At 71.6% G+C, this 12,604-nt stretch carries 12 protein-coding genes and 1 riboswitch; of the genes, 3 read left to right on the forward strand and 9 right to left on the reverse strand.

Going from position 1 to position 12,604, the window contains the following annotated elements; genetic code table 11:
* Positions 1–38: 38 nt before the first annotated feature.
* Positions 39–227, forward strand: a riboswitch (TPP riboswitch).
* Positions 225–875 carry a TetR family transcriptional regulator gene (locus tag NW895_RS05795; RefSeq protein WP_289934213.1) on the reverse strand — a complete coding sequence of 217 codons (651 nt, stop codon included), beginning with the start codon at positions 873–875 and terminating at the stop codon, positions 225–227. (Overlaps the previous riboswitch by 3 nt.)
* Before the next feature lie 208 nt (positions 876–1,083).
* On the opposite strand from NW895_RS05795, the gene NW895_RS05800 reads away from it, so the two are divergent.
* From NW895_RS05800 to NW895_RS05810, 3 genes are read left to right on the forward strand one after another with little or no spacing between them, the layout of a single operon-like run.
* Positions 1,084–2,460 (forward strand): glycosyltransferase family 4 protein, encoded by a 1,377-nt coding sequence (locus NW895_RS05800; protein ID WP_289934214.1) that lies wholly within the window; start codon positions 1,084–1,086, stop codon positions 2,458–2,460.
* The gene (locus tag NW895_RS05805) at positions 2,454–3,230 is read left to right on the forward strand and encodes a class I SAM-dependent methyltransferase (RefSeq protein ID WP_289934215.1); all 777 of its coding nucleotides are present in this window, start codon (positions 2,454–2,456) and stop codon (positions 3,228–3,230) included. The genes NW895_RS05800 and NW895_RS05805 overlap by 7 nt, the downstream gene beginning before the upstream one ends.
* Positions 3,227–4,297, forward strand: a complete 1,071-nt coding sequence (locus tag NW895_RS05810; protein WP_289934216.1) for a prenyltransferase — start codon at positions 3,227–3,229, stop codon at positions 4,295–4,297. The genes NW895_RS05805 and NW895_RS05810 overlap by 4 nt, the downstream gene beginning before the upstream one ends.
* 36 nt (positions 4,298–4,333) lie before the next feature.
* Here NW895_RS05810 and NW895_RS05815 read toward each other — a convergent pair whose 3' ends face one another.
* From NW895_RS05815 to NW895_RS05850, 8 genes are all read right to left on the reverse strand, one after another.
* Positions 4,334–4,636 carry a hypothetical protein gene (locus tag NW895_RS05815; RefSeq protein WP_289934217.1) on the reverse strand — a complete coding sequence of 101 codons (303 nt, stop codon included), beginning with the start codon at positions 4,634–4,636 and terminating at the stop codon, positions 4,334–4,336.
* Between the two features lie 41 nt (positions 4,637–4,677).
* Positions 4,678–5,688 carry an LLM class F420-dependent oxidoreductase gene (locus NW895_RS05820; protein ID WP_289934218.1) on the reverse strand — a complete coding sequence of 337 codons (1,011 nt, stop codon included), beginning with the start codon at positions 5,686–5,688 and terminating at the stop codon, positions 4,678–4,680.
* A gap of 113 nt (positions 5,689–5,801) precedes the next feature.
* A complete protein-coding gene (locus tag NW895_RS05825; protein WP_289934219.1) occupies positions 5,802–6,614 on the reverse strand; it encodes a DUF5336 domain-containing protein in 813 nt (270 codons plus the stop codon).
* Positions 6,615–6,770: 156 nt separating this feature from the next.
* On the reverse strand, positions 6,771–7,781 hold the full coding sequence (locus NW895_RS05830) for an N-acetylmuramoyl-L-alanine amidase (protein ID WP_289934220.1): 1,011 nt from the start codon (positions 7,779–7,781) through the stop codon (positions 6,771–6,773).
* Between the two features lie 22 nt (positions 7,782–7,803).
* On the reverse strand, positions 7,804–8,454 hold the full coding sequence (locus NW895_RS05835; RefSeq protein ID WP_289934221.1) for a class I SAM-dependent methyltransferase: 651 nt from the start codon (positions 8,452–8,454) through the stop codon (positions 7,804–7,806).
* Between the two features lie 90 nt (positions 8,455–8,544).
* Positions 8,545–10,284, reverse strand: coding sequence for an MFS transporter (locus NW895_RS05840; protein ID WP_289934222.1), 1,740 nt, complete (start codon positions 10,282–10,284; stop codon positions 8,545–8,547).
* A gap of 109 nt (positions 10,285–10,393) precedes the next feature.
* A complete protein-coding gene (locus tag NW895_RS05845) occupies positions 10,394–11,662 on the reverse strand; it encodes an IPT/TIG domain-containing protein (protein WP_289934223.1) in 1,269 nt (422 codons plus the stop codon).
* 155 nt (positions 11,663–11,817) lie between these two features.
* The gene (locus NW895_RS05850; protein ID WP_289934225.1) at positions 11,818–12,564 is read right to left on the reverse strand and encodes an IPT/TIG domain-containing protein; all 747 of its coding nucleotides are present in this window, start codon (positions 12,562–12,564) and stop codon (positions 11,818–11,820) included.
* Positions 12,565–12,604: the final 40 nt, after the last annotated feature.

The raw sequence follows: 12,604 nt of genomic DNA on the forward strand, positions 1-12,604 counted from the left end.
CCTTTGCCGACGGAAGTCCTACTCTGGAAATCGGCCTACGGGACGAGTGAGGGAGTCCGACCGGAGATGCCGACTCTGGCGTGAAGCTTCGGCTTCCGCTGGTGCCGACGTCGACGGTAGGGCTGAGAGGCCGGAAGGTCATGTGACCGAGAGGTCGTATGACTGGAAGGCGACCCCCAAAACCTGATCCGGACAATACCGGCGAAGGGAACCCGTCTCGTAGGTCACTTTCGTGTGTCCGGGGCCGTCAGATCGATCAGCCGGCACACCGTCTCGATGTCGATCTTGACCTGGGCGATCGAGGCGCGGCCCGACAGCCAGGTGATCAGCGCCGAGTGCCAGGTGTGCTCGATGACGCGGACCGCGGAGAGCTGCTCCGGTGTCGGGCTCTCCAGGCCCATCGCGTCCAGGATGATCGCCGTGGTCTGACGCGAGACCTGGTCCACCTCGGGCGAGACGCTGCGGTCGGCGAACGTCAGGGCCCGGACCATCGCGTCGGCCAGATGCGGCTCGCGTTGCAGCGCGCGGAAGGCCCGCATCAGGGTCTCCGCCACCCGCTCCGCCGCCGTCTCGCCCGCCGGCGGCTTCTTCCGCAGCGTCCCGTGCATGTGCTCCAGCTGGTCCTGCATGGTCGCGACCAGCAGATGGATCTTGGACGGGAAGTAGCGGTACAGCGTGCCGAGCGCCACCTGCGAGGACTCCGCGACCTCCCGCATCTGCACCGCGTCGAAACCGCCCCGGCTGGCCAGTTGGGCGCTCGCGTGCAGGATCCGGCGGCGGCGCGCCTCCTGCCGCTCGGTGAGGGGTGAGGAGGCGGGGTGCGCGGTACTGACTTCCACCTTGGCCACCTTGTTCACCTTGGCTTCCGCAGGCATGGGTCCCGTTCCGTGACAGTCGGTGAGGGCTGGTGATCGGACAGCATGGCAGGGTGCCGTGCCGTGGTGCGAATCACCTGATCCACTGCTCACAGCACCCCTACCTGCCGGTAGATTCGGAGCCTCTGGACGATCAAGTCTGAAACTTGTTCTAGATTAGCGTCCCGTCGTAGTCTCGCGGGACAGTGCAGGGAGAAGGGGGCCCAGAGTGACCGCTGAGGCCAGTCAGGCGGGTCCCCGTGAGGATCTCGCCGCTGACGGCGAGCGACCGCTCCGCATCGCACTCCTCACCTACAAGGGAAACCCGTTCTGCGGGGGCCAGGGCGTCTACGTACGGCACCTGTCGCGCGAGCTGGCCCGCCTCGGCCACCGGATCGAGGTCATCGGCGCCCAGCCGTACCCCGTGCTCGACGAGGGCCATGACGGCCTGAGCCTCACCGAGCTGCCCAGCCTCGACCTCTACCGCCAGCCCGATCCCTTCCGCACCCCGAAGCGCGACGAGTACCGCGACTGGATCGACGCGCTGGAGGTCGCCACCATGTGGACCGGCGGCTTCCCCGAGCCGCTGACCTTCTCGCTGCGCGCCCGCCGCCACCTGCGCGCCCGCCGCGGCGACTTCGACGTCGTCCACGACAACCAGACGCTCGGATACGGCCTGTTGGGGGACGTGGGCGCGCCCCTGGTGACCACGATCCATCACCCCATCACCGTCGACCGGCAGTTGGAGCTGGACGCGGCGGACAGCCGGCAGCGGCGCTGGTCCGTGCGCCGCTGGTACGCCTTCACCCGCATGCAGAAGCGCGTCGCGCGCCGCCTGCCGTCCGTGCTCACCGTCTCCGGCACGTCCCGCCAGGAGATCGTCGACCACCTGGGCGTCCGGCAGGACCGGATCCACGTCGTCCACATCGGCGCCGACACGGACCTGTTCAAGCCCGACCCGTCGGTGCCCGTCGTACCGGGGCGGATCGTGACCACGTCCAGCGCGGACGTCCCCCTGAAGGGCCTGGTCTTCCTCGTCGAGGCGCTCGCGAAGGTACGCACCGAGTACCCCGACGCCCACCTCGTCGTCGTCGGCAAGCGGCCCGCGGAGGGGCCCGTCGCGGGGGCCGTCGAGCGGTACGGCCTCGAAGACGCCGTCGAGTTCGTCAAGGGCATCTCGGACGCGGAACTGGTCGACCTGGTGCGCTCGGCGGAGGTCGCCTGCGTGCCGTCGCTGTACGAGGGCTTCTCCCTTCCGGCCGCCGAGGCCATGGCCACGGGCACGCCGCTGCTCGCCACGACCGGCGGCGCGATCCCGGAGGTCGCCGGGCGGGACGGGGAGACGTGCCTGGCGGTGCCACCGGGCGACGCCGGTGCGCTGGCCGCCGGGCTCGGCCGGCTCCTCGGGGACGGGGAGCTGAGGGCCCGCCTCGGTGCCGCCGGACGTGAGCGCGTGCTGCGGCACTTCACATGGGCGCGCGCCGCCGAGGGCACGGTGGCCCGGTACCGCGAGGCCATCGCCCGCTCCGGCCGTTCCACACTTCCGGCAACCGGCCGCCCCGCGGCCCCGACAAGTACCTCCTCCGAAAGCAGGGCCACGTGCTGACCGTCGACTTCTCCCGGTTCCCGCTCGCCCCGGGCGACCGCGTCCTGGACCTCGGCTGCGGTGCCGGCCGGCACGCGTTCGAGTGCTACCGGCGCGGCGCGCAGGTCGTGGCGCTGGACCAGAACGGCGAGGAGATCCGCGAGGTCGCGAAGTGGTTCGCGGCGATGAAGGAGGCCGGCGAGGCGCCGGCGGGGGCCACCGCGACGGCCATGGAGGGCGACGCGCTGGCCCTGCCCTTCCCCGACGAGTCCTTCGACGTCGTGATCATCTCCGAGGTGATGGAGCACATCCCGGACGACAAGGGCGTACTCGCCGAGATGGTCCGGGTGCTGAAGCCGGGCGGCCGCATCGCGATCACCGTGCCGCGCTACGGCCCCGAGAAGGTGTGCTGGGCGCTGTCCGACGCCTACCACGAGGTCGAGGGCGGTCACATCCGCATCTACAAGGCGGACGAGCTGCTCACCAGGATCCGCGAGGCGGGCCTGGAGCCGTACGGCACGCACCACGCGCACGCGCTGCACTCGCCCTACTGGTGGCTGAAGTGCGCGTTCGGCGTCGACAACGACAAGGCGCTGCCGGTGCGGGCGTACCACAAGCTGCTGGTCTGGGACATCATGAAGAAGCCGCTGGCCACCCGGGTCGCCGAGCAGGCGCTGAACCCGCTGATCGGCAAGAGCTTCGTGGCGTACGCGACCAAGCCCCACCTGCCGCGGCTGTCCGGAACAGAAGCGGCCGAAGCGGCCGAAGCGACCGAGGCGGCCGCCAAGTGACGACCCCCCGGACAGAACACCTCGTCCTGCCCGGGGTCCTCACCGCGGAGCAGGCCGCCGCGACCGTCCGCGGCATCCTCGCCGTGCAGCGGGAGGACGGCGCGATCCCGTGGTTCCGGGGCCACCATCTCGACCCCTGGGACCACGTCGAGGCCGCGATGGCGCTGGACGCGGCGGGCCAGCACGAGGCCGCGGAGCGGGCGTACACCTGGCTGGCCCGGCACCAGAACGAGGACGGCTCCTGGTACGCGGCCTACGCCGACGGCGACGCGCGGGACGTGACGGACCGCGGCCGCGAGACCAACTTCGTCGCGTACATAGCGGTAGGGGTGTGGCACCACTACCTCTCCACCGGCGACGACACGTTCCTGGACCGCATGTGGCCGACCGTGTACGCCGCCGTGGAGTTCGTGCTGAGGCTGCAGCAGCCGGGCGGGCAGATCGGCTGGCGGCGCGACGACGACGGCACGGACACGGCGGACGCGCTGCTGACGGGCAGCTCCTCGATCCACCACGCCCTGCGCTGCGCGCTCGCCATCGCCGAGCAGCGTGAGGAGCCGCAGCCGGACTGGGAGTTGGCGGCGGGGGCGCTCCGGCATGCCATCCGCCGTCACCCCGAGCGGTTCCTGGACAAGAACCGCTACTCGATGGACTGGTACTACCCGGTGCTGGGCGGCGCGCTGACCGGTACGGAGGCCAAGTCCCGTATCGAGGAGGACTGGGACCGCTTCGTGGTCCCCGGCCTCGGGGTGCGCTGCGTCGTGCCCAACCCTTGGGTCACCGGCGGCGAGTCGGCCGAACTGGCCCTGGCCCTGTGGGCGATGGGCGAGTCCGACCGGGCGCTGGACATCCTGCAGTCGATCCAGCACCTGCGGGACGCCGACAGCGGCCTGTACTGGACGGGTTACGTCTTCGAGGACGCGGTGATCTGGCCGAGGGAACTGACCGCCTGGACGGCCGGCTCCCTCCTCCTCGCCGTCGCGGCCCTGGGCGGCCACGAGGCCACCTGCCAGGTCTTCGGCGGCGACCGTCTGCCGTGGGGCCTGGACCCGGACTGCTGCGGCTGACCTCCGGTGTGCGCGGGGCGCCCCCTTGCGGGGCGCTCAGTGCCGCTGCACCCGGTGGACGCGGTTGGCGATCGCGTGGCCCACGAAGAGGTAGACGATGGCCGCCAGGCCGTAGCCGGCGACGACCCTTGCCCATGCCTCGTCGAAGGTGAACAGGTCGTGGGACCAGCCCGCGAGCCAGCGGGCGACGTCGTGGACGAACTGCACGAAGTCGTTGGTGCGGTTCGCGTCCAGCAGGTACATCAGAATCCACAGGCCCAGGATGAGGGCCATGATGTCGGCTACGGCCGCGATGACCCTGCCGGCCGAATTGGCGCCATAGCGATATCGAGGGGACATGCCCGACAAGTAACCCTGCATGCCCGAACGAAACCTGACGGTCACGAGTTGAGTTCCGCCAGCACGCGCAGCGACTCCCGGTCCGGCGCCAGGGCCAGCAGGTCCGTCACCGGCCCCGTGCGCCACAACTCCAGCCGCTCGGCGATGCGTTCACGCGGGCCGACCAGGGAGATCTCGTCGGCGAAGGCGTCCGGCACGGCGAGCACCGCCTCCTCGCGGCGGCCGGAGAGGAACAGGTCCTGGACGCGGCGGGCCTCGTCCTCGTACCCCATGCGTGCCATGAGGTCGGCGTGGAAGTTGCGGGCCGCGTGCCCCATGCCGCCGATGTAGAAGCCGAGCATGGCTTTGACGGGGAGCAGGCCTTCGGTGACGTCGTCGCAGACCCGTACCTGGGCCAGGGGGGCGACGAGAAAGCCGTCGGGGGCGCCGGCGAGCGAGGCCTCGTAGACCTCCGGCCTGGTGGGTGACCAGTACAGCGGCAGCCAGCCGTCCGCGATGCGGGCCGTCTGGGCGATGTTCTTCGGGCCCTCCGCGCCGAGGAGGACGGGCAGATCGGGACGCAGGGGGTGGGTGATCGGCTTGAGCGGCTTGCCGAGGCCGGTGGCGTCCGGGCCCCGGTACGGGTGGGCGTGGAAGCGGCCGGCCAGCTCGACCGGCGCCCGGCGCGTGAACACCTGCCGTACGACGTCGACGTACTCCCGGGTGGCGGTGAGCGGCGACTTGGGGAACGGGCGGCCGTACCAGCCCTCGACGACCTGCGGACCGGACAGACCGAGGCCCAGCAGCATCCGCCCGCCGGAGAGGTGGTCCAGGGTCAGCGCGTGCATCGCCGTCGTGGTCGGTGAGCGGGCCGCCATCTGGGCAACCGCCGTCCCCAGCTTGATCCTTGACGTGTGTGCCGCGATCCAGGCGAGCGGCGTGAACACGTCCGAGCCCCAGGACTCCGCCGTCCACACCGAGTCGTAGCCCAGCCGCTCGGCCTCCTGCGCCAGCGGCACGTGGTCGGGGGAGGGGCCGCGGCCCCAGTAGCCGAGGGCGAGTCCGAGCCGCATGGGCACCTCCGGGGAGTAGCTGACGGTTCGTCAGCTCTGGTGCCGGTGACTGTACGACAACGGCCCCTCGCCCGGAAGAGCCGGAAGGGCGAGGGGCCGTGAAGAACCCGATGTCAGCCGCGCTGGATACCCGACGTGTCCTGCAGCACTCCGCGGCGGCCGTCCTGCGTCTGGGCGACCAGACCGGGACCGCGCTGCTCGACGGCGAGGTACCAGGTGCCCGGCGCCAGCTCCGCGATCGGCGTCGGCGAACCGTCCTCCGCGAACAGCGGCCGCGGCACCGGCACGGCGAACCAGAACGGCGAGAAGTCCCCGGCCGGCGGCTGCGGCTGCGGCTGCGCCGCCTGGGGCTGGGCACCGTACGGCTGACCCGGCTGCGGACCGCCGTACGGCTGCTGCTGCGCACCCGGGTAGCCGTAACCACCCTGCGGCTGGGCGCCGTAGGGCTGCGGGGCGGCGGGGCGCGGGGCCGGGACGAGGGCGCCCTTGAGAGCGGGGACGAGGGGGGTGGCGATGGCGGCGGCGGCCATGAGCACCGTGGCGACGAGGGCGAGGATCAGGCCCGTGCCGGCGTTGGGGCCGTCGGAGGAGCTGCCGACGTTGTCGACGGCCCCGGCCGGGTCGAAGACGTTGCCGAGGGCGCTCCACGCGGCGAAGACCGTGAAGGCGACGCCGAACTGGCCGAGGTCGAGGCCCGCGACCTTGCGCGGCTGCGGCAGGCCCCGGGAGACGACGACGAGCGCGGCCCCGATGATCCCTGCCAGCACGACACCGAGCACTACCGGCCCGCTCCCCCAGAGGTTCGGGAGGTCGATGCTGTCGGGCGCACCATCGATCGAATAGATGTCGAGAAACGACGCGATGAACAGCAACACCGCTGCTCCGATCACCACGCCGTCGCCTCGAGTGAGGGAGCGGATATTCACTTCAGGTCCTTCGTAGGTCGTCTCGTCGTCGGTAGAGGCGTCGCTGTCACCATGTCGCCGTCAGGCACCGGTGTGAAGCGTGGGGTGACCCTCATCGTACGGATGACACTATCGTCCGCCCGGTCAGGCTGTCCGCAGAGAGCAGCGCGCCGATCGCTACCCGCGCAGGAAGCTCACGATTCCCTCAGAGATCCCTTGCGCCGCCTTCTGCCGCCAGGCCCCGCTGGTCAGCAGCGCCGCGTCCTTGCTATCGCGCATGTTGCCGCACTCGATGAACACCTTGGGAACCGTTGACAGATTGAGACCGCCCAGGTCCTTACGCGTGACGAGACCGGTGCCGCCGCCGACGTAGTTGGAGGGGGCGCTGCCCGTGACGCGCACGAAGTTGCCCGCGATGCGCTCGCCGAGGGCGCGGGACGGGCCGACGATGGCGCGGGTGTCGGCGGAGCCCGCGCGCACCGCGCCCGGCAGGATGACGTGGAAGCCGCGGTTGCCGGGCCCCGAACCGTCGGCGTGGATCGAGACGACCGCGTCGGCCTGCGCCTTGTTGCCGATCCGGGCCCGCTCGTCCACGCACGGCCCGTACGGCCGGTCGCCGTCCTGCGTCAGCTTCACCGTGGCGCCCTGCCGCTGCAGGAGCGTGCGCATCCGGTGGGCGACGTCCAGGGTGAACCCGGCCTCCGTGTAGCCGGAGTTGGTGGACGTGCCCGTCGTGTCGCACTCCTTCCAGTTCGTCCCGATGTTCACCTTGCGGTTGATCTCGGCCGTGTGCTGGAAGTTGGCGGGGTTGTGGCCCGGGTCGATGACGACGACCTTGCCCTTGAGAGGCCCGGACGCGGCCGGCGCGGAGGTCCTGGGTGCGGGCTTCTCCGAGGCGCCGGGCTCCTTGGCATCGTCGGTGGGGACATCGTCGGTGGGGGCGTCGTCGGTAGGGGTCTTGTCGGTGCGGGCGTCGTCGGTGGCGGCGGAGCTGCCCGACGAGGGGACCGGGGACGACCGTACGGTCGCCCGCGCCGCGTCACCCCGGTCCGCCGGGTCACCGACCGCCTCGTGGACGAGCCAGCCGAGCAGAGCCCCCGGCACCAGCGCGGCGAGCGCCACGGTCAGGGGCCCGCGCCGGCGACGGCGGGGCTGGGGAGGATCGAATTCCGGGCCTGCGTACGACACGTCTGCGACTCTAACCGGGCCCTCAGATCCCCGCTCCCGTTCGCCGCAGCACGCGGAGCGAGTCGGTCACCGAGATCTCGGTGAACGCGCCGGACTCAAGGGCCCTGAGGTAGACGCGGTACGGGGCCTGGCCGGTGAACTCGTCCGCCGGGTCCGGGAAGACGTCGTGGATGACGAGGAGACCTCCTTCGGCCACATGGGGGGCCCAGCCCTCGTAGTCGGCGCCTGCGTGCTCGTCGGTGTGGCCGCCGTCGATGAAGACCAGGCCGAGGGGAGTCCGCCAGAGGGCCGCGATCTTCGGGGAGCGGCCGACCAGCGCCACGACGTGGTCCTCCAGGCCCGCCTTGTGCAGCGTCCGGCGGAAGGCCGGCAGGGTGTCCATCAGGCCGACCTCGGGGTCGACCGTCTCCGGGTCGTGGTACTCCCAGCCCGGCTGCTGCTCCTCGCTGCCGCGGTGGTGATCGACCGTCAGCGCGGTGACCCCGGCCTCGCGGGCCGCGTCGGCGAGCAGGATCGTGGAGCGCCCGCAGTACGTGCCGACTTCGAGCAGCGGCAGACCGAGGCGGCCGGCCTCCAGCGCCGCCGCGTACAGCGCCAGTCCCTCGCCCGTCGGCATGAACCCCTTGGCGGCCTCGAAGGCGGCCAGGATCTCGGGCTTCGGCGCCGCTGGCATGGCGGTCCTTTCGGTCGTACGTCCGTGTGGGCGTCCATGCTGTCGTACCCCCTGCCGGACGGGCGACAGGGGGTACGGGTGGTGTGGCTCTCAGGCGGTGACCGACTCGGCCGGCAGCGACAGGTCCAGGTCGACCGGGCGGTCCTCGCCCGGGTGGGTGGCCCGGCTGGCGAGCGGGTCGTGGCCCGCCGCCCTCGCGGCCAGCACGTACGGGCCCCCGGCGGGGACCGCGAGCGTGTACGTGCCGTCCTCGGTGGAGAGGGCCGCGCCCGCCTGGCGGCCGTGATGGTCGATCAGGGTGACCTTGGCGCGGGCCACGGGGGCGCCGTCGGCGTCCAGGACGCGGCCGCGGAAGGCGCGGAGCGCCTCGGCGGCGTGGGCCGGGTTCGCGTCCTCCTCGCTGCTCGCGCGCAGCTGAGGGTGGGGTGCGGGACGGCGGCCGGGCAGGAAGAGGGCCAGGATCAGACCGAGGGCGACGGCGGCGGTCGCGATCAGGAACGAGACACGGAAACCGTGCATGGTCGGGATCGCCACGCCGCCCACATCGTTCGCGGTGTCGGCCAGCACCATGCCGATGACGGCGCTGGAGACCGACGTACCGATGGACCGCATGAGTGTGTTGAGGCCGTTCGCCGCGCCCGTCTCCGAGGCCGGGACCGCGCCGACGATCAGTGCGGGCAGCGAGGAGTAGGCGAGGCCGATGCCCGCGCCGAGGACCACCGAGATGACCAGGCTCTGCCAGGCGGCACTCATCAGGCCGAGGCCCGCGCCGTAGCCGATCGCGATGATCAGCATGCCGAGGATCAGCGTGACCTTGGGGCCGTACTTCGCCGACAGCCGGGCGTAGACGGGGGCCGTGAACATCATCGTCAGGCCCAGCGGGGCCACCAGCAGACCCGCGACGACCATCGACTGGCCGAGGCCGTAGCCGGTGCTCCTCGGCAGCTGGAGGAGTTGGGGGAGGACCAGCGAGACGACGTAGAAGGAGACGCCCACCATGATCGAGGCCAGGTTGGTGAGGAGCACCTCGCGGCGGGCGGTGGTGCGCAGGTCGACGAGGGGCGCGGTGATGCGGAGTTCCAGCACGCCCCACAGGAGCAGGACGACGAGGGACGCGGCGAAGAGGGTGAGCGTGGTGGCCGACGACCAGCCCCAGTCGCTGCCCTTGGTGATGGGCAGGAGGAACAGGACCAGGCCCGTGGACAGGCCGAGCGCGCCCAGCAGGTCGAAGGAGCCCTTGGCGCGCAGCGGGGACTCGGGTACGACGAGGAGGGTGAGGGCGATGGCGAGCGCACCGAGACCCGCGGCGCCGTAGAAGAGGGCGTGCCAGTCGGTGTGCTGCGCGACCAGGGCCGCGGCCGGCAGGGCGAGGCCGCCGCCGACGCCGATCGAGGAGCTCATCAGCGCCATCGCCGAGCCGAGCCGCTCGCGGGGCAGCATGTCCCGCATCAGGCCGATGCCGAGCGGGATCGCGCCCATCGCGAAGCCCTGGAGCGTACGGCCGACGATCATGGGGAGCAGCGTGCTGGTGAACGCGCTGACCAGCGCGCCCACGACCATCACGGCCAGGCTGGTGATCAGCATGCGCCGCTTGCCGTAGAGGTCGCCGAGGCGGCCCATGATCGGCGTGGCCACGGCACCCGAGAGCAGCGTCGAGGTCAGGACCCAGGTCGCGTTGCTGGGCGCGGTGTCCAGCAGCTGCGGCAGGTCCTTGATGACCGGGACGAGCAGGGTCTGCATCACCGCCACGACGATGCCCGCGAAGGCGAGGACCGGGACGACGGCTCCGCTCGGACGGGAGGTGGGCTGGTCGATGGGCGGATGTGTCATGTGCGGCATCAACCCGGTGTGCCGGGGCAACTATTCCGATGCTTTGGCACCCTAACGAATCTTTGACTTCTCCTTTGTGATCTGACCCGCCGTCAGGTGGCGTCCCGCTTCAGACGGCCGGGGCGCCGGTCCGTTGGTAGGTCAGGCCGTTGCTGGTGCCGGCGGGGTTGGTCGCGGTGATGGTGACCGGGCCGGCCGGGCCCGCGGGGACCACGGCGGTGACCTGGGTCGGGGAGACCACCGTGAAGGCGGCGGGAGTGGAACCGAACTTCACGCTGGTGGTCGTCGCCAGGTTGCTGCCGGTCAGGGTGACCACCGCACCCGCGTGCGTCGGCCCCGAGGCCGGTGCCAGGGAAGTGAGCGCGGGCGCGGAGAGATAGGTGTAGCCGACGGGGTTGCTGGTGCCGCCGGGGGTGGTCACGGTGACGGCCGCGGCGCCGGCGGCGTGGGCCGGTGCCAGGGCGGTGATCTGGGTGGCGGAGTCGATGGCGAACGAGGTGGCGGACGTCCCGTCGAAGCGCACCGCGGTCGCACCGAGCAGGTTGTTGCCGGTCAGCGTGACGAGCGTACCGCCCGCCGTCGTTCCGGAAGGAGGCGAGAGGGAGGTCAGCGACGGCGGCGCGGCGTAGTAGAAGTGCGCGCTCGGATCGTCCGGGTTGCTGGTGCCGGCGGGGGTGGTCACGGTGACGGCTGCGGCGCCGGCGGCGTGGGCCGGGGTCACGGCGGTGATCTGGGTGGCGGAGTCGACGGTGAACGAGGTGGCGGCGAGGCCGTCGAACCGTACCGCCGTGGCACCGGTGAGGTTCGCGCCCGTCAGTGTCACCGTGGTCCCGCCGGAGGCCGGGCCCCGTTCGGGCGACACGCCGGTGACCGCGGGAGTGGCGAGGTACGTGAAGGTGAGGGCGTTGCTGGTGCCGCCGGGAGTGGTCACGGTGACGGCCGCGGCGCCGGCGGCGTGGGCCGGGGTCACGGCGGTGATCTGGGTGGCGGAGTCGACGGTGAACGAGGTGGCGACGCCGTCGAACCGCACCGCCGTGGCACCGGAGAGATTCGTGCCTGTCAGCGTCACCGTGGTCCCGCCGGCCGCCGGTCCCTGACCGGGCGACAGACTGGACAGGGAGGGAGTCTGCGCGTAGGTGAAAGTGACCTGCTGGGTGCTGGTTCCCTGGCTGGTCGTGACGGTGACGTTCACGGTGCCGGTGCCGGACGGGCTCACCGCGGTGATCTGGGTGCTGCTGTTGACCGTGAACGCCGCGGTCTTGCTGCCGAAACGGACGAGCGACGCGCCGGTGAATCCACTACCGGTCACGGTGACAGTGGTACCGCCGGAGGCCGGCCCTTGGTTGGGACTGACAGAGGAGACCACAGGAGCGGCCATGGCTGTACTCCTTCAGCGAGCAGACGGGCGGGATCATCCACGCATCGCAGGCCAGCTCGTGGGCGTGGCCGTATGGCTGATGCCCCGTCCGGGCGGAGGGGGGCTTCCCGCCCGGACGGGGGTTCGGTGCCTCCCTGGGGAGGTCGCCGGACGGGTCAGATGCCCGGGCCGGCGATGTAGGTGAAGCCGCCGACCGCCGTGTCGGAGCCGGAGGGGTTGGTCACCACCACGTCGGCGGCCCCGGCGGTGCCGGGCGGGGTGACAACCGACAGCGTGGTCGTGTTGATCACGGAGAACGGCGCCGCGGCGCCGTCGAAGGTGACCGAGTCGGTGCTGTCCAGGTTGGTCCCGGTGATGGTCACCGCCGTACCGCCCGAGGTCGGGCCCGAGGTGGGGCTGATGGTCCCGATCGTGGGGTTGTCGACGTAGGTGTACGACAGGCCGTTGTTGGTGCCGCCGGCGGTGGTCACACTGACCGACACCGGCCCGGCCGCGGTGCCCGCGGGCACCACGACGCTGAGCGAGCTGTCGGAGTTCACCGTCGGGGTGGCGGTCACCCCGCCGAAGGACACGCTGGTGGCCGTGGACAGGCCGGTGCCGTTGATGGTCACGGTGTTGCCGCCGGCCAGCGGACCGGAGGTGGCGCCCAGGGAGGACTTGAACGGGGCGCCGACGTAGAAGAACGGCACCGGGTTGCTGGTTCCGCCGGGAGTCGTGACGGTGACCCCGACCGTGCCGGTCCCCGACGGGGAGACGGCGGTCACCTGGGTCGGGGAGACGTTCGTGACGTTCGTGGCCGGCTTGGTGCCGAACATCACCGCGCTGGTGCCGGACAGGTTCGTTCCGGTGATGGTCACCAGCGTTCCGCCGCCGGTGGAACCCTGGTTCGGAGAAATGGGCATGCGGGTACTCCTCGCTGCTCGTCGGGGACATGCGAGGAAC

It is taken from the genome of Streptomyces sp. S.PNR 29 (assembly GCF_030386795.1).
Taxonomy (GTDB): Bacteria; Actinomycetota; Actinomycetes; order Streptomycetales; family Streptomycetaceae; genus Streptomyces.

What these genes read in the sequence shown, in the direction of transcription:
- NW895_RS05835 (WP_289934221.1), bottom strand. Translation starts at nt 8,454, where the DNA reads ATGCCAGCGGCGCCGAAGCCCGAGATCCTGGCCGCCTTCGAGGCCGCC.
- NW895_RS05850 (WP_289934225.1), bottom strand. Translation starts at nt 12,564, where the DNA reads ATGCCCATTTCTCCGAACCAGGGTTCCACCGGCGGCGGAACGCTGGTG.
- NW895_RS05815 (WP_289934217.1), bottom strand. Translation starts at nt 4,636, where the DNA reads ATGTCCCCTCGATATCGCTATGGCGCCAATTCGGCCGGCAGGGTCATC.
- NW895_RS05820 (WP_289934218.1), bottom strand. Translation starts at nt 5,688, where the DNA reads ATGCGGCTCGGACTCGCCCTCGGCTACTGGGGCCGCGGCCCCTCCCCC.
- NW895_RS05840 (WP_289934222.1), bottom strand. Translation starts at nt 10,284, where the DNA reads ATGACACATCCGCCCATCGACCAGCCCACCTCCCGTCCGAGCGGAGCC.
- NW895_RS05795 (WP_289934213.1), bottom strand. Translation starts at nt 875, where the DNA reads ATGCCTGCGGAAGCCAAGGTGAACAAGGTGGCCAAGGTGGAAGTCAGT.
- NW895_RS05845 (WP_289934223.1), bottom strand. Translation starts at nt 11,662, where the DNA reads ATGGCCGCTCCTGTGGTCTCCTCTGTCAGTCCCAACCAAGGGCCGGCC.